Genomic DNA, 24,037 nt, shown 5'->3' with positions numbered 1-24,037 from the left:
ATCAACTCGCCTGCATCGACGGGGCATCCACATCATCGAGGCCGATGTCGACTGCCGGTGCCGACTGGGTGATACGACCGACCGAGATGAAATCGACGCCGGTTTCGGCGATATCGCGAATCGTCTCCAGGCGCACGCCGCCGGAGGCTTCCAGCGGCACACGGCCGTCCACCAGTTCGACCGCCCGGCGCATCGTCTCGACCGGCATGTTGTCGAGCATGATCACGTCCGCGCCGGCCGCTAGCGCTTCTTCCACCTGATCCAGCCGGTCGCACTCCACCTCGATGCGCGTCAGCACCGGCACCCGGGATCTGGCCCGTGCCACGGCTTCGGCAATGCCACCGCAGACCGCGATGTGGTTGTCTTTCAGCATCACCCCGCTGTCCAGACCGAGACGGTGGTTGCGGCCGCCGCCGCAGGCCACGGCGTGTTTTTCCAGCGCGCGCAGGCCGGGGGTGGTCTTGCGGGTATCGACCAGTTGCGCGCCGGTCCCGGCAATCCGCTCGACGTACCGGGCGGTGAGCGTGGCGATGCCGGACAGATGCTGGATCAGGTTCAGCGCCGTACGCTCCACGGTCAGCAGGCTGCGGGCCGGGCCCTGCAGTCGCATCAGCACGGCACCCTCAGGCACCGTCTGGCCGTCTGCCGCCAGGCGTTCGATATCGATACCGGCGTCGTAGAGCGAGAAGACGCGTGCCGCGACAGCGAGCCCGGCGATGGTCATCGGCTCTCTCGCGCGCATCTCGAACCGGCCTGTCATGGCTTCATCGACCATCAGGGTGGCGGTCAGATCTACATGGCCGATGTCCTCCTGCAGGAAGTCGCGCAGGCGCGCGTCGAGTGCCATGGGATCCATCTGCCAGACGATTGAGGTGTTCGATACGTTCGCGGCGTTAGAGACGGTCGAAACGGGCGAGGCGTTCGAAGAAAGATGCGTTGCGGTCATCGAAAATTCCATTGCGGTTTCATCGTCCCCGAGACTATCGCGTTATCATGGGCGCTGCAGCGCGCGTGTGCGCCGCCAAGAGCAAAACGTCCGGGAATTCGCAGAAACGTTCCGGGAAGTCGCTTTCAGGAAGTCGTTTTCCAGAAACATGTCATCTAAAAACATAGCAGGGGAATCGCCAATGAGCGCTCGGCGCTGGATATGGGGCGTCTGGATACTGGTCCTTTCATGTTACGTCGTGCCGTATGGCCTGCTCGGCCAGGTCCAGGCCTGGTACGGCAGCTTTCTGTTCTGGTGCGTCGTCGGGGTGCTGGTCATCGTCGCCAATGTCATGATCACGCGCTCCTTCCGGGATGAGGCGCCTGGAGCCACGGCGTCTCGGGCAGACGAGCTTTCCGCTGGCGGGGAGAAGCGACCATGACGACCGGACTGATCTGGAGTGCGGTCATCGTCTACCTGATCGCGGGCCTGGGCGTTGCCTTTCTCTCGCGCGGCAGGACGACCAACGGGGCCGGCGTCGACATGTCCGGCTACTTTCTCGGCAACCGGCAGATGAACGGTTTCGTCTCGGCGTTGAGCTACAGCGCGACGACCTACAGCGCCTTCATGATGGTGGGGCTGGCGGGGTTGACCTACGCCGGCGGCGTCGGGGCATTCGGCTTCGAGATCGTCTATTTCGCCGGCGTGTCGCTGGTGGCGATCTTCGGGCCCAAGTTCTGGACAGTGGGCAAGCGCTTCGGTTATGTCACCCCCAGCGAAATGCTGGGTCATCGCTACGCTGACAAGAAGGTCGCCGTGGCGACCGCGGCGGCGAGCTGCCTGTTCCTGATTCCCTACGCGGCGGTGCAACTGGCCGGCGTCGGCTATCTGCTGGCGGGGATGAGCGGCGGGGCGATCTCGTTCACCACCGGCGTGGTGGTGGCGACGATCCTGGCGATCCTGTTCTCCTATATTGCCGGGATCCGTTCGGTGATGTGGACGGACTCGCTGCAGGCGCTGTTCATGATCGTGGCTTCGACGCTGGTCGCGCTGCTGGTGGTGCACTCGCTGGGCGGCTTCTCGGCGCTGTTCGAGACGCTCGCCACGGAGCATCCGGCCTCTCTCGCCGTGCCCGGGCCGGGGCTGTTCAGCTTCACGACGTTTCTGGGGCTGACGATTCCGTGGTTCTTCTTCAGCCTTTCCAACCCTCAGGTGAGTCAGCGGCTGTTCATGCCGGCGTCGCTCCGGTCGATGCGCCAGATGCTGATCGGCTTTCTGATCTTCGGCTTCATCTACACCGTGGTGTCGGTGCTGTGGGGCTTCTCGGCGCTGGTGGCGTTCCCCGATCTGGCCAAGTCCGATCTGGCGACGCCGACGCTGCTGGCCTCCGAGCACGTGCCGCCGGTGCTGGGCGTGATCGTGATGGTGGGGATTCTCGCCGCGGCGGTGTCGACCATCGATTCGATCATGCTGACGCTCTCCTCGATGCTGTCGCGGGATGTCTACGCCAATATGGCGACCGGCGCCAGCGAGGCGAAGCAGCTCAAGGTGGGCAAATGGGTACTGCCGATCGTTGCCATTCTTGCCTTCCTGTTCGCTGAGCTGCAGCTCAGCCTGATCGCGGTGCTTTCGGTCGCGGCTTCCACCGGCCTGGTCGTCATCGTGCCGGCGATCATCGGCGCCTTCTACTGGAAGCGCGGGACGGCGGCCGGTGCGCTGGCGAGCATCGTCATCGGTGGCCTGGTCGTCATTGCGCTCTACGTGAGTGGCGCCAAACCGCTGGGACTGCCGCCGGGCATCTGGGCGCTACCGGTCTCGGTGCTGCTGTTCGTCGGGACGAGCCTGCTGACCCGGCCGAAACGCGAGCTGGCCGAAGCGTTCATGCGCACCGCTGGCACTGATCAGTCGGTTCGGGCTGCCGATCCTGCGGCACGCTCCGCCGACGTTTCCTGAGCCCTCGCCGGCTTCTCATTCGACATCCAGCCCAGCGATTCGCTGGGCTTTTTCGTTACCCGCTTTTGACAGCACCAACAGGACGACCCACATCGCCGCGACCAGCGGGATCAACGTCATGTTGAGCGTCTGCCAGCCGAGCCAAGCATTCAGTGGGCCGGCCAGCAGCGCGGAGAGCGTCGTCAGCGAGAAGACGGCGCAGTCGTTGATGGCCTGGACGCGGGGCGCCTCGCCGGGCTGGTAGGTGGTGGTCAGCCAGGCGCTGGCGGGCAGGAAGGTGAAGTTCCAGCCCAGCCCAAGCAGGAAGAGGCCGAGGGCGAAGGTCCAGAATGACGCGGGCAACAGCGTGCAAAGCAGGCTGGCGAGCAGACTCAGCGAACCCAGAGCGATCATGCGCTGATGCCCGAAGCGCCGGGTCAGATCACCGGTGACGAACGAGGGCGCGAACATCGCCAGGATATGCCACTGAATGACGTTGGTGACGTCGCCGAAGTCGTGTCCGGCGTGGGACATGGCCAGTGGTGTCGCGGTCATCGCCAGGTTCATGGTGGCGTAGCTCAAGGTGGCGATGGCGATAGCTGCCAGCAGCCGTGGCTGACGTAGCAGAACGCCGGGTCGGCGAGGCGTGGCCGGGTCGGCGGCGGTGGCGGTAGCGTGAGGGGAGGGCAGGTCGAGCCGTGTCAGCAACAGCAGTGCCGATACGTAGAGCACGGCCAGGCCGACGAAGCAGCCCAGAAAAGGTGTCTCGAAGCCGTGCTGTGAAGTCCGCGCCAGCCAGGGGCCGAGGAAGGCCGCGATGACGCCGCCGGCCATTACCAGGCTGAGCGCGCGATCGCGCTGGACGGGGCCGGCCGCATCGATGGCAGCAAAGCGGTACAGCATGCCGGCGCCGATGCTCATGCCGATGGCGAAGGTGCCAAGATTGAACAGCGGGAACGCGGAAAGCCTCAGCGCCAGCATGCAGATAGCGATACCGACGAGCCCGACGCCGTTGGCAATGACGAAGGTTCGCTTGCGCCCCAGTCTGGCGGTCAGCCAGCCGGACGGCAGGGTCGCTGCCGTCAGACCGAGCAACTGGGCGGCAACGGGCAGCGTACTCCAGTCGGCGCTGCCGGCGAGCCGATCACCGATTAGCGGCGAAACGGCGATGAGCAGGATGTTGCCGCTGACCAGCAGGGCCTGACATAGCGCCAGGCCCCAGACGGCGAGCGGCAGGCGCCGGGAAACGGTCGTCGTCATGAGGCATCTCGCGTTTCGACGTTGGATGGGGCGCGGCCGAACCGGGCGCGATAGGCGCTGGGTGCCAGGCCATAGCGGCGTTGGAACTGGCGGCGTAGCTGCTCGGCCCCGCCGACACGGCAGTGCTCGGCAATTTGCGTCAGCGAGGCGTCGCTCTCTGCCAGCAGGCGACGGGCCGATTCGAGTCGCAGACGGGTCAGGAACTCGATCGGCGTCATCTGCAACTGCTGGCGAAACAGCCGCTGGAAATGGCGCGGAGTGACGGCGATCGCTTCGGCCAGACGTTCGCTGTTCCAGTCCGCCAGCGGGTCGTTCAGCACCCGGTCGATCAGCCTCCTCAGCCTGCCGTGACTGGCGAGCTGGCAACGCAGCCCTTCGCTGAACTGCGCCTGATCGCCGGGTCGATGCAGAAACATCACCAGTTCGCGGGCGACTTCTCCGGCGAGACGGTGGTCATGGTCCTGGGCGACGAGTGCCAGCGCCAGGTCCATGCCCGCGGTGACGCCGGCACTGGTATAGATCCCGCCGCTTTCCCGGTAGAGCGCGTCGGCGGCGACATCGACCTCGGGGAACTCCCGCGCCAGCCGTTCGGCCTGGCGCCAGTGCGTCGTGACGCAGCGGCCATCGAGCAGCCCGGCGCGGGCCAGCGCAAAGGCGCCGGTACAGATCGAGCCGACACGCGGCGTGGCGGCCGCCCGCCGGGCCAGCGTCTGGATGACCTCGTCGTCGAGATCGTGTACGCCGTGACCGCCGGCCACGAGCAGTGTGTCGCCGGGTGATGTGTCGGCCGACCGACCGCCCAGCGCGTGAGTCGCCACCAGTGTCATGCCGCCATTGGTGCGGATCTCGCCGGGCGCGATGGCGTTCAGGCGCAGTTCGTAGTGCGGCCGCCCCAGCAACGTGTTGGCGCTGGCGAAGACCTGCCAGGGCCCGCTGGCATCCAGCAGTTGGCAGTTCGGATAGATGAAGAGATCGATGGTATGCGACATGGGATCGTCCTCGGAGTCTGGAGGCTAGTCTGCGAGAGTGGCGTCATGTCGGCAAGGACGCGGACCCCACCGAAACCGTCATCATGCGTCGGCATTCGAATGATGCGGAGCCGGCGGCAAGCCGGGGCGAGGGAGCCGAAGCGGCAAGCTGGAAGGCAGGGGAAAGGAACGGAGCGGAAGGGTCGCGGCATTGGGGGGGAAGGGCGCCAACGAAAACGCCGCCGGAGTGGCCTCCGGCGGCGTATGGCTGGCTGGATACGTGGCGATCAGGCGAGATCGAAACGATCCAGGTTCATCACCTTGGTCCAGGCTGCCACGAAGTCCTCGACGAACTTCTGTCTGGCGTCGTCGCTGGCGTAGACCTCGGCCAGGGCGCGCAGGACAGAGTGCGAGCCGAAGATCAGATCGTTGCGCGTTGCGGTGTACTTGACCGCGTCGCTGTCGCGCGAACGTCCCTCGAACCGCTCGGACTCTGCATCCGCAGGCGTCCAGACGGTGTTCATGTCCAGCAGGTTGACGAAGAAGTCGTTGCTGAGCACGCCGACGTTGTCGGTCAGCACGCCGACATCGGAGCCGTCGTAGTTGGCGCCGAGAACGCGAAGGCCGCCGACCAGTACGGTCATCTCCGGGGCGGTCAGGGTCAGCTGCTGCGCCTTGTCGACCAGCAGCGACTCGGTGGGCGCGCCCTGCCGGCCGCGCTTGTAGTTGCGGAAGCCGTCTGCCCGCGGCTCCATCACCGCGAAGGAGGCGACATCGGTCTGCTCCTGGGTGGCGTCGACACGGCCCGGCGCGAACGGCACCTCGATCTCCACGCCTGCCGCCCTGGCGGCCTGTTCGATGCCGACGCTGCCCGCCAGCACGATCACGTCCGCCAGTGACGCCTTGCCGGATGTCTCCTGGATGCGCTGGAGCGTCGGCAGTGTCTGGCTGGCGATCCGGTTGACCTCCCAGTCCTTCTGCGGTGCCAGCGCCAGCCGGGCGCCGTTGGTGCCCCCGCGCTTGTCGCCGCCGCGGAAGGTCGAAGCCGAAGCCCAGGCGGTCGCCACCAGTTGCGAGACCGAGAGACCCGAGTCGGCGATCTGCGTCTTGATCTCGGCGATGTCATCCAAGCTCGGCTGGTGCGTCGGTGCGGGCAGCGGGTCCTGCCAGACCAGGTCTTCCTGCGGCACTTCGGGGCCGAGGTAACGGGCCTTCGGCCCCATGTCGCGATGGGTCAGCTTGAACCAGGCGCGGGCGAAGGCGTCGTCGAAGGCCTGCGGGTCCTCGAGGAAGCGCCGGGAAATCTTCTCGAACTCCGGATCGAAGCGCAGCGTCAGATCCGTGGTGAGCATCGTCGGCTTGCGCATCTTCGACGGATCGAACGGGTCGGGGATCGACGCCTCGGCGTCCTTGGCTTGCCACTGGATGGCGCCGGCCGGGCTGCGCACCTGTTCCCACTCGTATTTGAACAGGTTCTCGAAGAAGTGGATGCTCCAGCGCGTCGGCGTCTGGGTCCAGATGACTTCAAGGCCGGAGACGGTGGCATCGGCACCCACGCCGCTGCCGTGGGCGTTGGCCCAGCCGAGCCCCTGCGACTCGATCGACGCGGCTTCCGGATCGGCACCGATCGCTTCGGCGGGGCCGGCACCGTGGGTCTTGCCCAGGGTATGGCCGCCGGCGATCAGCGCGACGATCTCTTCGTCGTCCATGGCCATGTTGCCGAAGGTTGCGCGAATGGCCGGGGCGGCGGAGAGCGGGTCGCCGCTGGCGTTGGGGCCTTCCGGGTTGACGTAGATCAGGCCCATCTCGGTGGCGCCGAGCGGCTGGTCGGCCAGCGTGGTCGGGTCGCGGTGTTCGAGCCAGGTCTTCTCGTCGCCCCAGTTGACGTCCATGTCGGGTTCCCAGACGTCTTCACGCCCACCGGCGAAGCCGAAGGTGCGGAAGCCGGAAGACTCCAGCGCCACGTTGCCGGCGAGGACGATCAGGTCGGCCCAGGAGATGTTCTGGCCATACTTGCGCTTGACCGGCCACAGCAGACGGCGCGCCTTGTCCAGGCTGACGTTGTCCGGCCAGCTGTTGAGCGGGGCGAAGCGCTGCTGGCCGCGACCGGCGCCACCGCGACCGTCGGCGAGACGGTAGGTGCCCGCACTGTGCCAGGCCATACGAATGAACAGGCCGATATAGGTACCCCAGTCGGCCGGCCACCAGGCCTGCGACTCGGTCAGCGTCTTCTCCAGATCGGCTTTCAGCGCCGCGTAGTCGAGCTGCTGGAAGGCTTCGCGGTAGTCGAAATCGCTATCCAGCGGGTTGGAGCGCTCGGAATGCTGGTTCAGCAGGTCAACGCGAAGCTGATTGGGCCACCAGTCGGCATTGACGGTGCCACCACCGGCGACATGCGTCTTGGCGCCCTCGGATACGGTCGTTCCGGAGTGGCCGAAGGGGCATCTGGATTCGGTTTCGTGCGACATTCTCTTATCTCACCTGTTCGTCTCGTCAATCCGGGCGTTCCCTGGCGTCACGGTCTGCGAGCCTTCGTTCAAGGCCAGTCGGCCGACTCGATGGCGCCAGGGCTGAAACAGAGACTACTGGGCAAGCTTTTATTATAGAAATTAAATGATAAGAAAAAAACGATAGTAAATTGCTATTTCTAGCAGGCCTTCATCGTCGTGAGGCTGGCGGTTTCCTGGCTCATTCTTTAGTCGTTTCTGTCCGTCTTCAGGGCTTATCGGCTATCGATGCGTGAGGATTAGGATTATCATTCTCTGCGCATTAATAACGTGCTAATTATATTTTTTTGGAGGCCAGGCCATGGCAGATGCCACATCACGGGTTATCAGAATCGGCGGCGCGTCGGCGATTCTCTTGGGCAGTCTTGGGGTGATGGGTTCCGCGCAGGCGTATTCGGCTTTTTCTCCGGATTCCCCCTACATGCTGGGAGATTGGGGCGGCGAGCGCACCGCGCTGGAAGAGGCCGGCGTATCCTTCGATTTCGACTACGTGGGCGAAGCGGCGACGATTCTCGATGGCGGCTACCGCGACAGCCACGTGAGCAAATACGCGGACCAGTTCGCGGTCGGTGCCAACTTCGATCTGGATCGTCTGCTGGGCATTCCGGATGCGGAATTTCAGGTCACCGTCACCAACCGTAACGGGCATAGCGTCAACGACCGGATGAGCGATCCGGACGCGACGGTCGGCGGCTCCTCGGTGCAGGAAGTGCAAGGGCGCGGGCCGGTGACGCGGCTGACGCAGTTCTGGTATCGCCAGCGCTTCTTCGACGATGCCCTGGCGGTCAAGCTGGGCCGAATCCCGTTCGGCGATGACTTCGCCACCATCGATAGCAATTTCCAGAACCTGGCCTTCGGTGGCGCGCAGCCCGGCAACTGGGGCAACAACATCTACAACTGGCCGATCGCCCAATGGGCAGCGGTGATCCGCGCCAATATCACGCCCGAATGGTACGCCCAGGTCGGCGCGTTCAACATCAACGACAGCAACCTGGAAAACGATAACGGCTTCGACCTGCGCACCAGCGGCACCGAGGGGACGCTGTTCCCGGTGGAACTGGGTTATACCCCGACGCTGAACGGCATGGCCGGCGCCTACAAGCTCGGGTTCTATACCCAGAACGTCGACAACCGCGCCTATGGCGACGGCCCGGCGGATCGCACCAGCGATACCAACACCGGGCTCTACTACGTGGTCCAGCAGCAGGTGACGACACGCGATGGCAGCCCGGATCGCGGGCTGACGCTGTTCAGCATGGGCAACACCAACCATGGCGATACGGCGGGTATCGATCGTTATGTCTCGATCGGCGCAACCTACGAAGGGCCGTTCGACGCGCGTCCGCAGGACGATGCCGGCATCGGTCTTGCGTATCTGCACGTCAACGACGATGTCAACGACTTCGTCGACTATCACAACGCCACGCCGAGCGGTTCGCTCTCGCCGCTGCCGCGCCAAGGGCACGAGTACGACGCCGAGGTCTACTACAGCTTCAATCTGACCGGCTACCTGACGCTGCGGCCCAACCTGCAGTACGTGGTCAATCCGTCGGCAGTGGATTCGGTGGACAATGCCTGGGTGGCGGGTACGACGATCAAGGCGAGCTTCTGATCAAGGCGAGCTTCCAGCCTGCCGACGCGGTTCGCGATGTTCAGCGCGTGACGAGCCCGTCGGCGCAACGAAAAACGGCTGCCCGAGGGCAGCCGTTTTCATGGGTGACGCTTCGCTGAGATCAGTTCGAATCGTCGCCTTCGGGCAGCGCATAGGCGACGACATAGTCGCCTTGTTTGGTGCCCAGCGAGCCGTGACCACCGGCCATGACCAGCACGTATTGGCGGCCGTCCTTGCCTTCGTAGGTCATCGGCGTGGTCTGGCCGCCTGCCGGTAGCCGGCCTTTCCACAGCTCCTCGCCGTTGGTGACGTCATAGGCGCGCAGGTACTGGTCCAGCGTGCCGCTGAGGAAGGCCACGCCGCCACCGGTCATGATCGGTCCGCCCAGGGCGGGCACGCCCATCGGCAGCGGCATCGGCACCGGAGCGCTATCGCGGACCGTACCGTTCTTGTGCTGCCAGACGGTCTGATGATTGCTCAGGTCGACACCCGCCACGTAACCCCAGGGCGGTGCCTGGCAAGGCAGCCCGAGCCTGGACAGAAACGCGCCCATGATCACGCCGTAGGGCGCGCCTGCATTGGGCTGAACGCCTTCGGTTTCGCTGATCCGCTCGCCGCCATCGGCCTGTTCGCGCGGCACCAGCTGGGAGGTGAACGCCATGTAGGCCGGGCTGGCAAAGGCGATCTGGCGCTCGGGGTCGACCGCGATGCCGCCCCAGTCGAACACGCCGAAGTTGCCCGGATAGACCAGCGAACCCTGCAGCGAGGGCGGCGTGAACATGCCTTCATAGCGCAATGACTGGAACTGGATGCGGCACAGCATCTGGTCCAGCGGCGTCACGCCCCACATGTCCTTGCCGTGGAGCGTGTCCGGCGAGAAGCTCAGCTCGGAGTGCGGCTGGGTTGCTGCCGTGTGGTCGCCTTCCACGGCGCCCTGCGGCGCGTCGATCTCGTGGATCGGGACGATAGCCTCGCCGGTGCGGCGGTCGAGCACGTAGATGCTGCCCTGCTTGGTGGAGGCCATCAGCGCGGGCTTGACGCCTTCGTCGGTCTGGATGTCGACCAGCGACGGCTGGCCGCCGACGTCCATGTCCCACAGGTCATGATGGGTGAACTGATAGGTCCAGCGGACCTGGCCGGTATCGATATCCAGCGCGGTGACGCCGGCGCTGTACTTCTCGGCTTCCGGCGTGCGGTTGCCGCCCCACTGGTCCGGCATCTGGTTGCCCATCGGCAGGTAGATCATGCCGAGGTCGCTGTCGACGCTCATCACCGACCACATGTTGGGCGAGTTGCGGGTATAGGTCTCGTCGGGGCCGATCGGCGTGGTGTCGTCCGGGTTGCCGCTATCCCAGTTCCAGACCAGGTGGCCATCCTTGGCATCGTAGGCGCGAATCACGCCGGAAGGCTCGTTGGTGGACTCGTTGTCGGTCACGTGGCCGCCGATGATCACCAGACCATGGGCCACGGAGGGCGGAGAGGTGGAATAGTAGCCGCCAGCGGTGAAGCTGCCGATGTTCCGGGTCAGGTCGATGGAGCCGTTATCGCCGAAGCCGGGGCACATTTCGCCAGTGTCGGCATTCAGCGCGATCAGGCGCGTGTCGGCGGTGGGCAGGAACAGGCGGCGCGGGCAGGCATCGGCCAGGTCGGCGGCGACGCCGGACGCGGGAGCCTGATCGGCGGCTTGCTGCTTGCCTTCCTCGGTGACGGGCGCGGCGTCGCCATTCGCGGTGCCATCGCTGGCGGTCGGGGCGAGGCCGGTGCCGACCTCGGCGCTGGCATAGGCCGGTTCGGCAGCCGCTCCGTCATCTTCGTAGTAGGCGACGCCACGACAGGTCATGTGCGCCCAGCCATTGAAGCTGTCGGCATTCTGGGTACTCAGCTTGGGATCGAAACGCCACAGCTCCTTGCCGCTGTCCGGATCGAGGGCGATCACCTGGCTGTGCGGCGTACATACGTACAGCTTGCCGTTGACCTTGAGCGGGGTGTTCTCGGCGGTGGTTTCCGACGGATCGTTGGGGCCAGGGATGTCGCCGGTGCGATAGCGCCAGACTTCTTCCAGCTTGCCGACGTTTTCTGGGGTGATCTGGTCGAGGGGCGAGTAGCGCTGACCACGTTCGGTGCCGCCGTAGGAGGGCCAGTCGCCGTTCATGGCATTGGCCACGGCATCGTTCGGGCCGGACGCGTCACGGACGATCGTCCCTTCGATGTCATGCGGGTTGGTGAACTGGCTGACGATGGCGGTCAGGCCGGCGAGGATGACGGCAATCGAGAGTGCTGCGGCGCTGGCACTTTTCATGCGCGTGACGCCCAGCGGACGGCGAACCCAGGGCAGCAACAGCACGATGCCGAGCACGAACCATAGCGCCAGACGGGGGACCAGTTGCCACCAGTCCAGGCCGACTTCCTGGAGCGACCAGATCGTGGAGGCCAGCAGGAAGATGGCGAAAAGCCAGATCGCGGCGCGTCTGGCGGCGATCAGCAGCAACCCGCTGAGACCGACGCCGACACCGGCGATCAGGTAGTACCAGGAGCCGCCAAGCTGGCTCAGTTTGATGCCGCCAATCAGCATCGCAAGGCCCAGCAGGACCAGGATCAGGCCGACCAGGCTGGGCAACAGGCGTGTCTTGCTCAACGCCCCGCGCGTTTTCATGAATGTCTCCCTTGAAGGATCGAGTAGGCAAGGCCGAAATCGGAGATCGAATGCGGCTAAAGTCTAATACCGCAATGTAGCGGGATGTAAAAATACACCATGTAATTAACAGGCTAAAGTTATTCCTGCCTGCCCGAGAGCAGCCGGTCGGTGAGAATCAAGGCTGTTGGCGGCAACGAAGCATCCGGAATGAGGGTCACCGCTAGCCGGCGAAGCTGGAAAAGTGGTTTTTTTACGACTTTTTTTACGGCCCTGGATGGTCGTGAGCCTCGATGAAAACGAGCGGAGGCGCGCATGCCAAAGCGCCGCCATCGTGATGAACGATGGCGGCGCTATGCCGGTTGGCGCGAGCTGGTCAGGGAAGCCGGCAAGAGGAGCCGGCTCGATGGGGAGGTCGACGTTACGCCGGTCGCGTCCCTAGTCCGCGGTCCTTGGGCTTGCGGATCACCATGAAGTAGAAGAACACCACCGTCAGGGCGATGAAGAACAGGCTATCCGGGCTGGTGAAGAAGATCGACGGGTTGCCGTCATTGATGGAGAGCGCGCGACGGCAATACTCCTCCAGGCTCGGGCCGAGCACGAAGCCCAGCAGCAGGCAGACGGTGGGATACTTCTGCTTGCGCAGGAAGTAGGCCAGCACGCCGAACACCAGCGCCAGCGCCATCTGGAACGTGGAGTAGGTCGCCACGTAGCTGCCCACCAGCGCGACGATGGCGATGCTCGAGTAGAGCACGTCGCGGCGAATCGACACGATCTTGAGGAAGTAGGGGCCGAGCAGGTAGAGCGTCAGCGGAATCAGGATCAGCGCACTGACGAACAGCGAGGCGAACATCGGCGCGATCAGATCGAGCTGCTGGGTCATGAACTGCGGGCCGGGCTGCAGACCGTTGATGACCAGCACGCCGAGCACGATCGCGGTGGTTGGATCGCCGGGGATGCCGAACGTCAGCATCGGCACGAAGGCGCCGCCGCACATCGAGTTGTTGGCGCATTCCGCCGCCGCGATGCCTTCCGGATTGCCCTTGCCGTAACGCTCGGGGTGCTTCGAGGAGCGCATCGACTCCGCATAGGAGACGAAAGCCGCCATGGAGCCGCCGGCGCCGGGCAGGATACCCACCGCGTAGCCGATGACCGCGCTCTTCAGGTAGCGCATCACGCCGATTTCCCGAACTTCCGACAGCGGCGGAATGAAATCGCGACGGCGCACCTTGGCCGCCTGGATCATGCTGGGATCGACGGTTCGGCTGCTGCGACTATCGGCCTGGATCAGCAGTTCACTGATGGCGAAGGTGCCGATGATCAACGGCATCATGTCGATGCCCTGGACCAGCACGCTGGTGCCGAAGGTGAAGCGGGCCAGCGGCTGCACCACGTCGATGCCGATGGTGGCGATCATGACGCCGAACAGCGTGGCGATCATGCCCTTGGTGATCGACCCACGCTGGGAAATGATGATCACGATCAGTGCAAAGGCGATCAGCGAGAACTTGCCCGGCGTGCGGATCAGCAGGGCGACGTCGGCCGCCAGCGGCGCCATGACCATCAGCAGCAGCGCGCCCAGCGAACCGCCGATCATCGAGCCCAGTGCGGCGTGACCGAGCGCCTTGGCGCCTTCGCCGCGCTGCTGCATCGGGTAGCCTTCCAGCGCGGTCATCATCGACGACGGCGCACCGGGAATGTTGATGGTCGTGGCGGTGATGCTGCCGCTGCACATGCCTGCCATGAAGATGCTGGCGCAGGCGACCAGCGCCGTGGTCACGTCGAGGCTGTAGGTGAGCGGCAGCAGCAGGGCGATGGCCAGCACCGAGGTCAGGCCCGGCACCGCGCCGAAGAAGGTGCCGATCAGAAAACCGCCGATCATGTAGAGCAGGGTTTCAGGATTGGCGAGGGCGGCGAAACCGCCCAGCAGACCGGAAATCGAATCCATGATCATTGACTCCAGAGCGTGGGCAGGCGGACCTGGAAGACGACCTCGAACAGCAGGTAGCCGGCGACGGTAATGACGATGGCGGCGATCAGCTTGGTCAGCCATTTCTCCCGGAAGCCGCCACTGAACAGGCCGGTCAGCAGCAGCACGTAGACGAAAGTGGCGACGAAATAGCCGATCAGATCGAACGCCAGCAGGTATCCCGCCGTCAGCACGACGACGCCGATCGCGCCGAGGGAGAGGCCGACATACTGCCTGCGGCGCGGGGCATCGTCGCTGCTCTCGGCGTTGGCGGCGGCCTCTTCCTCGGGCGCCTTGGCCTTGCCGCGCAGCGCATGAACCATGGCGCAGGCCAGCGCGATCAGCATGAGGATGGCGGTGGCGATGGGAAAGAAGGATGCGGTCATGTTGCCGCCCTTCATTGGCGGACCGAGCTGGATCGCCGAGATCAGGTAGACGAGGGTGATGAGCGCCAGCGCCGCCGGCACGAAAAACTCACCGCCCAGACTCGAGCGCTGGGTCGACTGTCGAGATGAGGGTTTAGATGTCATGAAGGCACCTGTATAGACGACAAGGCGCCATGCGAGGGGCATGGCGCAGCGTGGATGAGAATGATCGGAGACTTATTTCTCCAGCACGCCCTTGTCGACCAGTTCATCCATGGTGTCGAAGAGCTGCTGCTGGGTGTCGTTCGCCCATTCGGTCACGTCGTCGGCGCCCAGCCAGGCGGGCGTGACGCCGATCTTCTTCAGCCACTGCTGGAACTCGTCGCTCTCGTAAGCCTTGTGGTAGGTGGCTTCCAGCTTCTCGATCACATCGTCCGGGGTACGCGCCGGTGCCACCATGACGATGAAGCTGCCCATCTGCAGGTCCAGGCCGGTATCGGTCTCGGTGACCGGCGGCACGTTGGGGAAGCCTTCGTTCTGGGTGTCGGAGAACTCGACCAGGCCGCGAGCCTGACCGGATTCGATCAGCGGCGCCAGGTCGCCGAGGCTGGTCACCACGGCGTCGACCTCGCCATTGAGCAGCGCTTCCTTCTGCGACGCCGCGCTGTTGTCGTAGGAGACGATCTTGAACTCGGCGCCGGTGAGATCCTGGAGCTGCAGCAGCGTCAGGTGGGTCCTGGCGCCCATGTTCTGAATGCCAATGCGAATGCTGCCAGGTTCTTTCTTGGCGGCGGCGATCAGGTCATCCAGCGTCTGGTAGGGGGAGTTTTCCGGCACGGTGATCGCGTCGGCTTCGCTGGTGATGCGGGCGATCATGCGCATCTTGTCCATGTTGAATCCCGGCAGCATGTTCTTCCACGGGATCGTGATGATGCTGTCGTAGGTGATCGCGGCGACGGTCTGCCCATCCGGACGCGCCTTCATCAACTGGAGCAGGCCGGTTGCCGTCATGCCGCCTTCCACGTTCTCGACATACATCGAGACGGGCAGCGACTCTTCGGCGATATTGGAAACCTTGCGGACGATGGCATCGGTACCGCCGCCGGCGGCTGCCGGCACGATCACGCGGATATCCCGGTTCGGGAAATCGGCCTGGGCGGCGCCGGCGGCCAACGATGCGAGGCAGGCGATGCCGAGGAGTGTCTTCTTGAGCTTCATGGCGTATCCCTTGCTTGATGGTGCAGTTCTAGAGTGAGATCCACGGGCCAGCGTTCTCTCGTTCGAGCTAACGCTTCCTGGACCCGACGAATTGGCTTGTGCCTTTGTAGCTGCTTTATTCGTACGATGTAATACAACCTTGGTGTGACATCATCGATAATCTGCGACTCAGGCGCGGGCGCGATCTGCATCGCTTTGGCCCGACGCGGGGCTTTCGCTATGCTGGCGGGGTCATTCATCCAGTGAAGACCCCGCCAACAGCCGTCTGGAGCACCCGATGCCGTTACCCGAATCCTGGTTCGCCGAGATCGATAGTCCCGCCATGCTTGCGGGGGCTTGGGTCGAGGCCAGACAGCGCCTCGACGAAGGGCTGGATGCCGCCAGTGCCGATCCGGTCGTCACCGACGCCTGGCTCTCCCTGAGCGATGCGCGTCGGCGCGAGCTCGCCCGGCTGGTCCTGCTGTCCGACTTCGCGCTGGACGCGCTGGTGACGCGACCGGCGCTGCTTCCCGGCCTGATCGACAGTGGCGAGCTCGAGGCGGCGCCGAATCGGGCGCAGATCGAAGACGTGCTGCACCAGGCGCTGGCAGACGCGGACGACGAGGCGTCGCTCCACAGGGCGCTACGCCGTTTTCGTCAGGCGCGGATGCTCGGCATCGTGTGGCGGGATCTCAACGGCGCCGAGATGTGGCAGACCGCCGCCAAGGTCTCGGAACTTGCCGAGGTCTGCCTCGAAGGCGCGCTTGACTGGCTCGAGACGCATCTCGCCCCCCGCTGGGGCAGCCCTGCACCGCGCCGTGACGGCTCGCCTCAGCGTCTGATCGTGCTGGGAATGGGTAAGCTCGGCGCTGGCGAGCTCAATCTCTCCTCGGATATCGATCTGATTTTCGCGTTTCCGGAGAAAGGCACGACCCGGGGCGGCGAGCGCGAGTACGATCATCAACAGTACTTCACCAAACTGGGGCAGAAGCTGATCGCCGCGCTGGACGCGATCACCGCCGACGGCTTCGTCTTCCGGGTCGACATGCGCCTGCGACCGTTGGGCGACGGCGGGCCGCTGGTCGGCAGTTTCAACACCTTCACCAGCTATTATCAGGATCAGGGACGCGAGTGGGAGCGTTACGCCATGCTCAAGGCGCGCCCGGTCGCGGGCGATCTCGACGCCGGGCATGAACTGCTCGATGAACTCAGGCCCTTCATCTATCGCAAGTATCTGGATTTCGGCGCGATCGAATCGCTGCGCGAGATGAAGGCGATGATCCACCGCGAGGTCAAGCGGCTGGGGCGGGACGACAACATCAAGCTGGGGCGCGGCGGGATCCGCGAGGTCGAATTCGTGGTCCAGGCGTTCCAGCTGATCCGCGGCGGCCGGGATACCGAGCTTCAGGTCACCTCGCTGCGGGAGGCCATGGCGCGTCTGGTCACGCTCGAACTGCTGCCGCAGCCGGTGGTCGACGAGCTGCGCGAGGATTACGTCTTCCTGCGGGATCTGGAGCACGCACTGCAGGCGCAGCAGGATCGTCAGACGCAGCAGCTGCCCGACGACACCGAGAACCAGGCGAGGTTGGCGATGGCGATGCGACTGCCGGACTGGGCTGCCTTGAAAGATGCGCTTTCGGCCTGCCGCGAGCGGGTTCGACGCCATTTCGATGCCGTGGTCGCCGATCCGGACGACGAGTCGCCGGCATTCGACGACTCGCCCCGGGATGACACTGCCTGGCGACAGCTGTGGCAGGGCGAGATGGACGATGCCGAAGCCGAGCGGGTAATGGCGGCGGCGGGCTACGAGCTGCCCGAGGCGCTGCGACGACTGAAGACCTTTCGCGACTCCCGCGGCGTGCAGTCGATGCAGCGTATCGGCTACGAGCGCCTCGAGGCCGTCATGCCGATGCTGCTGGAGGCCGCGGCCGAGAGCGAGGCGCCCACGACCGCCCTGGAGCGGGTACTGCCGCTGATCGAAGCGGTATTGCGACGCACTGCCTATCTTTCGCTGCTGCGCGAGAACCCGCAGGTTCTACCGTCGCTGATCCGGCTGTGCGCGGCCAGCCCCTGGATCGCCGAACAGCTGGCGCGTCACCCCATTCTGCTCGACGAACTGCTGACCCCCGCGACGCTCTATTCACCCGCCGACAAGCAGCGCCTCGCGGACGAGCTGCGCCAGACCCTGGCGCGGATTCCCGAGGACGACGAGGAGAACTGGCTGGAAGCGATGCGGGTCTTCAAGCAGACCCAGGTGTTGCGCGTTGCCGCTTCCGACATTGCCGGCGGGCGCGTGCTGATGAAGGTCAGCGACTATCTGACCGCGATAGCCGAGGTGGTGCTGGATAGCGTGCTGCAGATGGCGTGGCACTCGCTGACGGCCCGATACGGGCACCCCAGCGCCAGAGACTCGGCCGGTCAGGCGGCCTTTCTGATCGTCGGCTACGGCAAGCTGGGCGGCATCGAGCTGGGGTACGGCTCCGATCTCGATCTGGTATTCCTCTATGATGCCGCGCCTCGGGGCGTGACCGACGGCGCCAAGTCGATCGACAATCTGGTGTTCTTCACCCGGTTGGGGCAGCGCGTCATTCATCTGCTCACCGCGACCACACCCAGCGGCACGCTCTACGAAGTCGACATGCGCCTGCGCCCCTCGGGGAACGCCGGATTGCTGGTGTCGTCGCTGGACGCCTTTGCCGAGTACCAGCGCAACGAGGCCTGGATCTGGGAGCACCAGGCGCTGGTGCGCGCGCGTGCCGTGGCGGGCGACGACGTATTGAAGGAACGCTTCGAGGCCGTTCGCCGGGAAGTGCTGGCGCGGGAGCGCGACTGCGGCGAGCTCCGCCACGAAGTCGTCAAGATGCGCCTGAAGATGCGCGAGCATCTCGGCAGCGGCGGCGAGGCGCGCGAGGCCGGCCAGTTCCATCTCAAGCAGGATGCCGGCGGTCTGGTGGATATCGAGTTCATGAACCAGTATGCGGTGCTGGCGCTGTCGGCCCGGACGCCGGCACTGCTCGAGGTCACCGACAACATGCGGCTGATGGATGCGCTGGCCGAGAGCGGCAAGCTCCCCGAACAGGATGCGCGGAAACTGCAGGCGGCGTATCTCGCCTATCGCGATGCGAGCCACCGCGCGGCGCTGGCCAAGCGGGGCAGTCTGGTATCTGCCGAGGCATTCGCCGATCACCGCGAGCATATCCTGGCGCTGTGGCGACGCTGGATGGAACCGGCCGCCGAACGCGAGGCGAACGATCAATGAGAACAGCGTTTGATTAAGTTATCATTATAGAGGCATGACGTCTCAATGGCGGCTCGGAGTGGCCCGCAATGTATCGACTTGTTTCTGCCAACGAAATTGCCCACGGCAACGATCGGGCCATCTTCCGGCATCCGGAACGCCCCGGATGCTGTATCAAGGTGCCGCGCTTTCCCGAGCGCGGTAGCCAGCAGAACGAGCGCGAGAAGGTCTACTTCGAGAACCTGTTGCGCCGCGGCATGGTCGATTGGCGCCATGTGCCGGCGTACTACGGGACGGTGGCGACGGACCAGGGCGAGGGTCTGGTCTTCGACTTGATCAGCGATGCCGATGGCCAGGTCTCTTCCACCATTCGGCAATACCGTCAGCGAGACGAGACGGCCTGGCTCGAGACCCAGGCCTTCTCCGACGAGCTGCAGCGGCTTTATCTTTACCTGCGCGACAACTGGATCGTGCCGTCCGACATCAACGACCGCAATATCGTCTGTCAGCGTCTGGCAGACGGCACTCAGCGGTTGTGGCTGATCGATGGCGTTTCCAACCCCGATTTCATGCCGCTGGCCAATATCTGGCCGTGGTTTGCGCGTCAGAAGATCGATCGCCGCATGAAGCGGTTCTTCACCAAGCTGACGGCCTCCGGGCTGCTGCCGGAAGCGGAAAGAGAGGAACTGCTGCGTAGCGTGCAATGAGCCCGCGATGCAGCAGACATCGATAGAAGAGCAGACATCGATAGAAGAGCAGACATTGATAGAAGAGCAGACATTGATAGAAGAGCAGGCGTCGATGGAAGAGCAGGCGTCGATGGAAGGCCTGCGACGAAAGCCCATCGACAAAAGCCCATCGATAAACGAAAACGGCCTCNNGGCCGTTTTCGTTGGCGGAGCCGATCAATGCTCCGTGGTGGTCTCGCGCGGGTTGCGGCCGATCGGATGCGGCTCGTTGCGGGCTCGGGCCAGTTCGATCTGTTTCTGGCGCTCGCGGGCGCTGGCGCGGGTCTTCTCCGGTAGCGAATCCCAGCAGTGGGGGCAACTGATGCCCGGCGAATACTGCTCCGACGCCTGGTCTTCGACCGAGATCGGCATGCGGCAGGCGTGGCACTGCTCGTAGGCGCCCTCGCTCAAGTCATGACGAACGGTGACCCGGTTGTCGAACACGAAGCAGTCACCGCGCCAGCGGGTTTCGGTCTCGGGGACCTTTTCCAGATAGCTCAGGATGCCGCCCTTGAGGTGGAAGACCTCCTCGAACCCTTCGTTGAGCATGAAGCTCGAGGCCTTCTCGCAGCGAATGCCGCCGGTACAGAACATCGCCACCTTCTTGTGCCGGGCGGGATCGTAGTGCTGCTTGACGTAATCGGGGAACTCGCGGAACGACTTGGTCCTGGGGTCGATGGCGCCCTCGAAACTGCCGATCGCCACTTCGTAGTCGTTGCGGGTGTCGATCACCAGCACTTCCGGGTCGTCGATCAACGCGTTCCACTGCTCCGGCTCGACGTAGGTGCCGACGCGCCGGTTGGGGTCGATATCCGGCACGCCCATGGTGACGATCTCGCGCTTGAGCTTGACCTTGGTGCGATAGAACGGATGTTCCTCGCAGTAGGACTCCTTGTGCTCGAGTGCGGCGAAGCGGGTATCGCGCTTGAGCCACCCGAGCAGGGCATCGATGCTTGCGCGCGTGCCGGAAACGGTGCCGTTGATGCCTTCATTGGCGAGCAGCAGAGTGCCCTTGACGTCGAGACGCTTCATTTCGTCGAGCAGAGGCTCGCGCAGGGCTTCGAAATCATCGAGGGTGACGAACTGGTACAACGCCGCGACGACGATCGGTTGATCGCTGATTGACATGCAGGACTCCTGGTTGTCGCCCTCGCAAAGGGCGGACCGGGTGAGATAAGAGGCTGCCGATGCCCCGATGAACGTCGCGCATTTTACGCCGCTGAGCGCGAGCGTCCAGTGACCGACTGCCGCAGCGCGAACGGCGCCGAGCGTCGTCCTGCGTTACTGAACGGTTTCGGCGATATAGCGCGCGATCATCAGGTCGAGATGCGCGCCGCCGCCATTTTTGAATACCGTGATATCGCTGTCGCGGGTTCGACCCGGTTGTTTTCCGTGACAACCGCTATCGCGAGCATCGTCATCGCGAGAATCGCCAGCCAGCAGATCGTAGAAATCCGCGATCACGTCGCTTTCGGCAATGGCTCCTGCGGCAATGGGAATCTTCAGCTCGCCGATGTGGTGGATCGTGGTCTCCCGGCTATCGACGAACAGCCGGCCGGTTTGCAGCAGTTCGTCGTCCGCCTCGCGCATGTCGGACTTGAACGCACCGATGAGGTCGACATGCGTGCCGGGCTGTATCCACTTCCCCAGTATCAACGGCGTACGCGCCATGGTGGCGCTGGAGATGATGTCCGCCGAGCGGGCGGTCGCTTCCAGATCGGTTACGGCGGTGACGTTCAGGCCGCGCCTGACACAGCGCTCGGCCAGCGCCACGGCTTTGTCGTGGGTGCGGTTCCAGACGCTGATACGCGCCAGATCGGGGAAGAGCGCGGTGTAGGCATCGATCAGGCTCGCCGCGACCGTTCCTGCGCCGCAGACCAGCAGATGACGACTGTCCGGTCGCGCCAGCAGGAGCGCGCCCAGCAACGAATCGCTGGCCGTCTTGATCTCGGTGACCAGCCGGCTCTCGATGATCGCTTTCAACTGACCGTCGTCGGGCAAGAAGTAGAGCATCGCGCCCTGCACGGTATCCAGCCCGCGGGCGGCGTTGCCGTCGAACACGGTGACCGCCTTGGCGCCGTAGCCGAGGCCGGGAATGAAGCACGAACGGTTGAGCAGCGTCTTGTCGGCCGGCCCCAGGAAGGTATCGCCGATTTCCGGCCGGGCGGTGCGATGGCCTTGGCGCAGGGCCTCCAAGGCGCCGGCCCAGGAGAGCCTGTTGCGTGCTTCGGTATAGGTGATGAGTCGAGTCATGGGGTCTCTCAGGGGTCGACGATCTCTGTCACGACATCGGTCTTGACCGAATTGGCGATGAAGCAGTCGCGATGGGCCTGGTGATGCATCGTTTCGAGCTGCTCGCGTGTCGGCCGACGCTCGCCAGAAAACGTCACGGCCGGCCGCAGCGTCACTCGCGTAATTGAGAGTCTTCCTTCAGGATTCTTTTCCATTATGCCGACGGCCTGGTCTTCGTAACGGTCCACGGCAAAGCGTCGTTTGGCGGCGATACTCAGGAACACCAGCATGTGACAGCTGGCCAGCGAGGCGACGAATGCCTCCTCGGGATCGACATGGGACTCGATGGAGTAGGGCAGCGGAACCACGTGGGGCGATGACGATGCCGGTACGTTGACACCCCCATCGAAGCACCACTCATGGCCGCGGCTGTAACGGTTGTCGGTGAAGGTTTCGTCGGGGTGTCGCTGCCAGTGGACGCAGGCGGAATATTCGGACATGGCTGTTCCTCCTCTAGTCGATTCCGCTCAAGCAGAGCGAGTCTGCGTCATCGTAACCGGACTCGTCGCGCAGTCCTCGCAGAATCGCCTCGCGCTCTTCCATCGGTTTGTGCTGACTCGCTTTGCGCTTGCCTTCCAGTCGCTCGATCGTCAGCTCTATGCCGATAATGGCTCGGCACATCCTGTCGATGAAGCCCGCTGGCGCGTCATTGACCGCCCAGGGCGTTTCACGATCCCGCTCGAAACGGTTGGTCAGTTCCGTGACGAGCGCTTTCAGCCAGTCCGGATCGTCGATCAGCCGCAGCTGACAGTGGGCATGCACCACCTGATAGTTCCAGGTCGGCACGACCTTGCCGTGTTCGCGCTTGGCCGGATACCAGCTCGGCGTGATATACGCCTGCGGACCATGGAAGATCGCCAGAGCCTGACGATCCACACAGGCCGAGGCCAACGGATTGGCGCGTGCGATATGCCCGCGAAGCGTACCCGGCGATGACCCGCCGTCGGCAGCTTCGAACAGCAACGGGAGATGGTCGGCGTTGAGCTCACCTTTCTCGCTCTGCGTGACCAGCGTGGCAAACGGCGCCTGATCGATGGCCTGCTTCAAGGCGCCCGGATCATCGAGGCGGAACTGATTTGGCTGGTACATGTTCAATGTCCCGGTTTTGTCAGTTCGGCCGTCATCGTCGAAAGCGATTGGCGTTGGCGGCCGCCAGCATCGAAGTTGTCCGGTGCCAGCCAGCGACGATGGCACTCGCGGATCGCCGGCCACTCGCCATCGAGAATCGAAAACCAGGCGGTGTCGCGGTTGCGGCCATTGACCACCCGATGCTGACGAAAAATCCCCTCGAAGCGAAAGCCCAGGCGCTCGGCGGCGCGCCGCGATGGTGCGTTCAGCGCATCGCATTTCCACTCCACCCGGCGGTAACCGAGTTCGAAGACATGACGGATCAGCAGCATCAGCGCCTCGCTGGAGATTGGCGTGCGCGCCATGCGCGGCGAGAAATTCAGATGCCCGATCTCGATGCTGCCGTCGACCGGCACGATGCGTAGATAGGTCGCCATGCCGACGGCCTGGTCGTCTGCCGGATCGATGATGGCGTAACAATGCGGATCGTCGCTTGCGGTCATCGTCTTGAGCCAGCGTCGACAACCCGCTTCGTCGTCGAATCCGCGTCCGCCTAGATAGGTCCAGCGTGCCTTGCCGTCATGATCGTCGGCGATATCGGGATCCGACGGCTGCCAGGCTCGCCAGAGCGTGGGTGCGTGAGCCGAGACGTCCAGCGGCTCGAGGCGGCAGAAACGGCCCTCCAGGATTTCGGCCCGAGGTGCCGGCGGCGGCTGCCAGCCATCGATAACCGGGCCGACGGGCTGGCCATATTCGTTGATGAACGGGCTCATGGCATCACACGCTCAATAGATAGGTATAAAACGCCTCGTCGCGTTGCCAGCCAAGCGCCTGGTAGCGGGACTGGGCGGTAACGTTGTCGACTTGGGTGCGCAGCATCAGCTTGGGAACGCCGTGATCCTGTGCGAGTTGTCTGGCAGCCTTTAGCAGCTCGCTGCCGATACCCTGACGACGGGCTTGGGGGGAGACGAAGAGATCATTGAGAATCCAGCGCATGGCGAGCTCGGTCGTGGCGGGGACCGGAAACAGCTGCACGAAGCCGATCGCCGCGTCGCTCTCATCCAGCGCGATCAGCAGATGCGCATCGTCCCGTTCGAAGCGTCGGGCCAGGAAATGCCGAGCGCCTTCCAGGTCGCTGGGTTGTCGATAGAACTGGCGGTAGCCATCGATCAGTACAACGAGGCTGTCGATGTCCTTGGGGGTGGCGGCACGAATGGTAGGCATCGCGGGCTCCCTGGCGAGCGAACGGGGTGACAAGCGTGACGTGAAGCCAGTTTGGCCTCATGCTGGTTCTTCGATAAGGGCCAGTTGAGGCAATAGTGAGGGAACCAGTGCCGCCATCTC

General features: G+C 64.3%; 19 protein-coding genes. 5 read left to right on the top strand and 14 right to left on the bottom strand.

All coding sequences use genetic code 11. The features are described 5' to 3' along the window. Position 1 precedes the first annotated feature (1 nt). The gene (nadC, locus tag DOM32_RS00235) at positions 2 to 847 is read right to left on the bottom strand and encodes a carboxylating nicotinate-nucleotide diphosphorylase (RefSeq protein WP_110630190.1); all 846 of its coding nucleotides are present in this window, start codon (positions 845 to 847) and stop codon (positions 2 to 4) included. Between the two features lie 280 nt (positions 848 to 1,127). Between nadC and DOM32_RS00230 the strand changes: the two genes are divergently transcribed. After that, positions 1,128 to 1,367, top strand: coding sequence for a hypothetical protein (locus DOM32_RS00230; RefSeq protein WP_110630459.1), 240 nt, complete (start codon positions 1,128 to 1,130; stop codon positions 1,365 to 1,367). Continuing rightward, positions 1,364 to 2,878, top strand: coding sequence for a sodium:solute symporter family protein (locus DOM32_RS00225; RefSeq protein WP_110630188.1), 1,515 nt, complete (start codon positions 1,364 to 1,366; stop codon positions 2,876 to 2,878). Before DOM32_RS00230 ends, DOM32_RS00225 begins: the two co-directional genes overlap by 4 nt. 15 nt (positions 2,879 to 2,893) lie before the next feature. On the opposite strand, the gene DOM32_RS00220 is transcribed toward DOM32_RS00225, so the two are convergent. The 3 genes from DOM32_RS00220 to katG all read right to left on the bottom strand — a co-directional run bounded on the left by DOM32_RS00220 (position 2,894) and on the right by katG (position 7,553). Continuing rightward, positions 2,894 to 4,117, bottom strand: a complete 1,224-nt coding sequence (locus DOM32_RS00220) for an MFS transporter (protein WP_110630186.1) — start codon at positions 4,115 to 4,117, stop codon at positions 2,894 to 2,896. Continuing rightward, positions 4,114 to 5,106 carry a GlxA family transcriptional regulator gene (locus DOM32_RS00215; RefSeq protein ID WP_110630184.1) on the bottom strand — a complete coding sequence of 331 codons (993 nt, stop codon included), beginning with the start codon at positions 5,104 to 5,106 and terminating at the stop codon, positions 4,114 to 4,116. The genes DOM32_RS00220 and DOM32_RS00215 overlap by 4 nt, the downstream gene beginning before the upstream one ends. 266 nt (positions 5,107 to 5,372) lie before the next feature. Beyond that, positions 5,373 to 7,553, bottom strand: a complete 2,181-nt coding sequence (gene katG, locus DOM32_RS00210; protein ID WP_110630182.1) for a catalase/peroxidase HPI — start codon at positions 7,551 to 7,553, stop codon at positions 5,373 to 5,375. Positions 7,554 to 7,893: 340 nt separating this feature from the next. On the opposite strand from katG, the gene DOM32_RS00205 reads away from it, so the two are divergent. Further along, entirely contained in the window at positions 7,894 to 9,204 is a 1,311-nt protein-coding gene (locus DOM32_RS00205; RefSeq protein ID WP_110630180.1) for a carbohydrate porin, read from the top strand. A 121-nt stretch (positions 9,205 to 9,325) separates the two neighbouring features. Here DOM32_RS00205 and DOM32_RS00200 read toward each other — a convergent pair whose 3' ends face one another. The 4 genes from DOM32_RS00200 to DOM32_RS00185 all read right to left on the bottom strand — a co-directional run bounded on the left by DOM32_RS00200 (position 9,326) and on the right by DOM32_RS00185 (position 15,388). Continuing rightward, positions 9,326 to 11,857: a glucose/quinate/shikimate family membrane-bound PQQ-dependent dehydrogenase gene (locus tag DOM32_RS00200; RefSeq protein WP_110630178.1), complete on the bottom strand. Its 2,532-nt coding sequence runs from the start codon at positions 11,855 to 11,857 to the stop codon at positions 9,326 to 9,328. A gap of 400 nt (positions 11,858 to 12,257) precedes the next feature. After that, positions 12,258 to 13,784 (bottom strand): tripartite tricarboxylate transporter permease, encoded by a 1,527-nt coding sequence (locus DOM32_RS00195; protein WP_110630176.1) that lies wholly within the window; start codon positions 13,782 to 13,784, stop codon positions 12,258 to 12,260. Between the two features lie 2 nt (positions 13,785 to 13,786). Further along, complete coding sequence (locus DOM32_RS00190) at positions 13,787 to 14,335, bottom strand: tripartite tricarboxylate transporter TctB family protein (RefSeq protein ID WP_157956986.1); 549 nt, start codon at positions 14,333 to 14,335, stop codon at positions 13,787 to 13,789. A gap of 72 nt (positions 14,336 to 14,407) precedes the next feature. Then, positions 14,408 to 15,388: a Bug family tripartite tricarboxylate transporter substrate binding protein gene (locus tag DOM32_RS00185; protein ID WP_110630174.1), complete on the bottom strand. Its 981-nt coding sequence runs from the start codon at positions 15,386 to 15,388 to the stop codon at positions 14,408 to 14,410. A 277-nt stretch (positions 15,389 to 15,665) separates the two neighbouring features. Between DOM32_RS00185 and glnE the strand changes: the two genes are divergently transcribed. After that, positions 15,666 to 18,626, top strand: a complete 2,961-nt coding sequence (glnE, locus tag DOM32_RS00180; RefSeq protein ID WP_110630172.1) for a bifunctional [glutamate--ammonia ligase]-adenylyl-L-tyrosine phosphorylase/[glutamate--ammonia-ligase] adenylyltransferase — start codon at positions 15,666 to 15,668, stop codon at positions 18,624 to 18,626. Positions 18,627 to 18,694: 68 nt separating this feature from the next. Then, positions 18,695 to 19,312, top strand: a complete 618-nt coding sequence (locus DOM32_RS00175; RefSeq protein ID WP_071229814.1) for a YrbL family protein — start codon at positions 18,695 to 18,697, stop codon at positions 19,310 to 19,312. 198 nt (positions 19,313 to 19,510) lie between these two features. Here the strand turns inward: DOM32_RS00175 and trhO are convergent, their stop codons facing one another. The 6 genes from trhO to DOM32_RS00145 all read right to left on the bottom strand — a co-directional run bounded on the left by trhO (position 19,511) and on the right by DOM32_RS00145 (position 23,917). Further along, positions 19,511 to 20,461: an oxygen-dependent tRNA uridine(34) hydroxylase TrhO gene (trhO, locus tag DOM32_RS00170; RefSeq protein ID WP_208625263.1), complete on the bottom strand. Its 951-nt coding sequence runs from the start codon at positions 20,459 to 20,461 to the stop codon at positions 19,511 to 19,513. 153 nt (positions 20,462 to 20,614) lie between these two features. Next, positions 20,615 to 21,586: an ornithine cyclodeaminase family protein gene (locus tag DOM32_RS00165; protein WP_110630170.1), complete on the bottom strand. Its 972-nt coding sequence runs from the start codon at positions 21,584 to 21,586 to the stop codon at positions 20,615 to 20,617. Positions 21,587 to 21,594: 8 nt separating this feature from the next. Then, positions 21,595 to 22,065 (bottom strand): OsmC family protein, encoded by a 471-nt coding sequence (locus DOM32_RS00160; RefSeq protein ID WP_087718411.1) that lies wholly within the window; start codon positions 22,063 to 22,065, stop codon positions 21,595 to 21,597. Between the two features lie 13 nt (positions 22,066 to 22,078). Then, positions 22,079 to 22,714 (bottom strand): FMN-binding negative transcriptional regulator, encoded by a 636-nt coding sequence (locus DOM32_RS00155; protein WP_110630168.1) that lies wholly within the window; start codon positions 22,712 to 22,714, stop codon positions 22,079 to 22,081. Positions 22,715 to 22,716: 2 nt separating this feature from the next. After that, on the bottom strand, positions 22,717 to 23,466 hold the full coding sequence (locus DOM32_RS00150; protein ID WP_110630166.1) for a GNAT family N-acetyltransferase: 750 nt from the start codon (positions 23,464 to 23,466) through the stop codon (positions 22,717 to 22,719). Between the two features lie 4 nt (positions 23,467 to 23,470). After that, on the bottom strand, positions 23,471 to 23,917 hold the full coding sequence (locus DOM32_RS00145) for a GNAT family N-acetyltransferase (RefSeq protein ID WP_110630164.1): 447 nt from the start codon (positions 23,915 to 23,917) through the stop codon (positions 23,471 to 23,473). Positions 23,918 to 24,037 lie beyond the last annotated feature (120 nt).

Source organism: Salinicola salarius (genome assembly GCF_003206135.1).
In the GTDB taxonomy this organism is placed as follows: domain Bacteria; phylum Pseudomonadota; class Gammaproteobacteria; order Pseudomonadales; family Halomonadaceae; genus Salinicola; species Salinicola salarius.
This window is presented reverse-complemented; position numbering and strand designations above follow the sequence as displayed.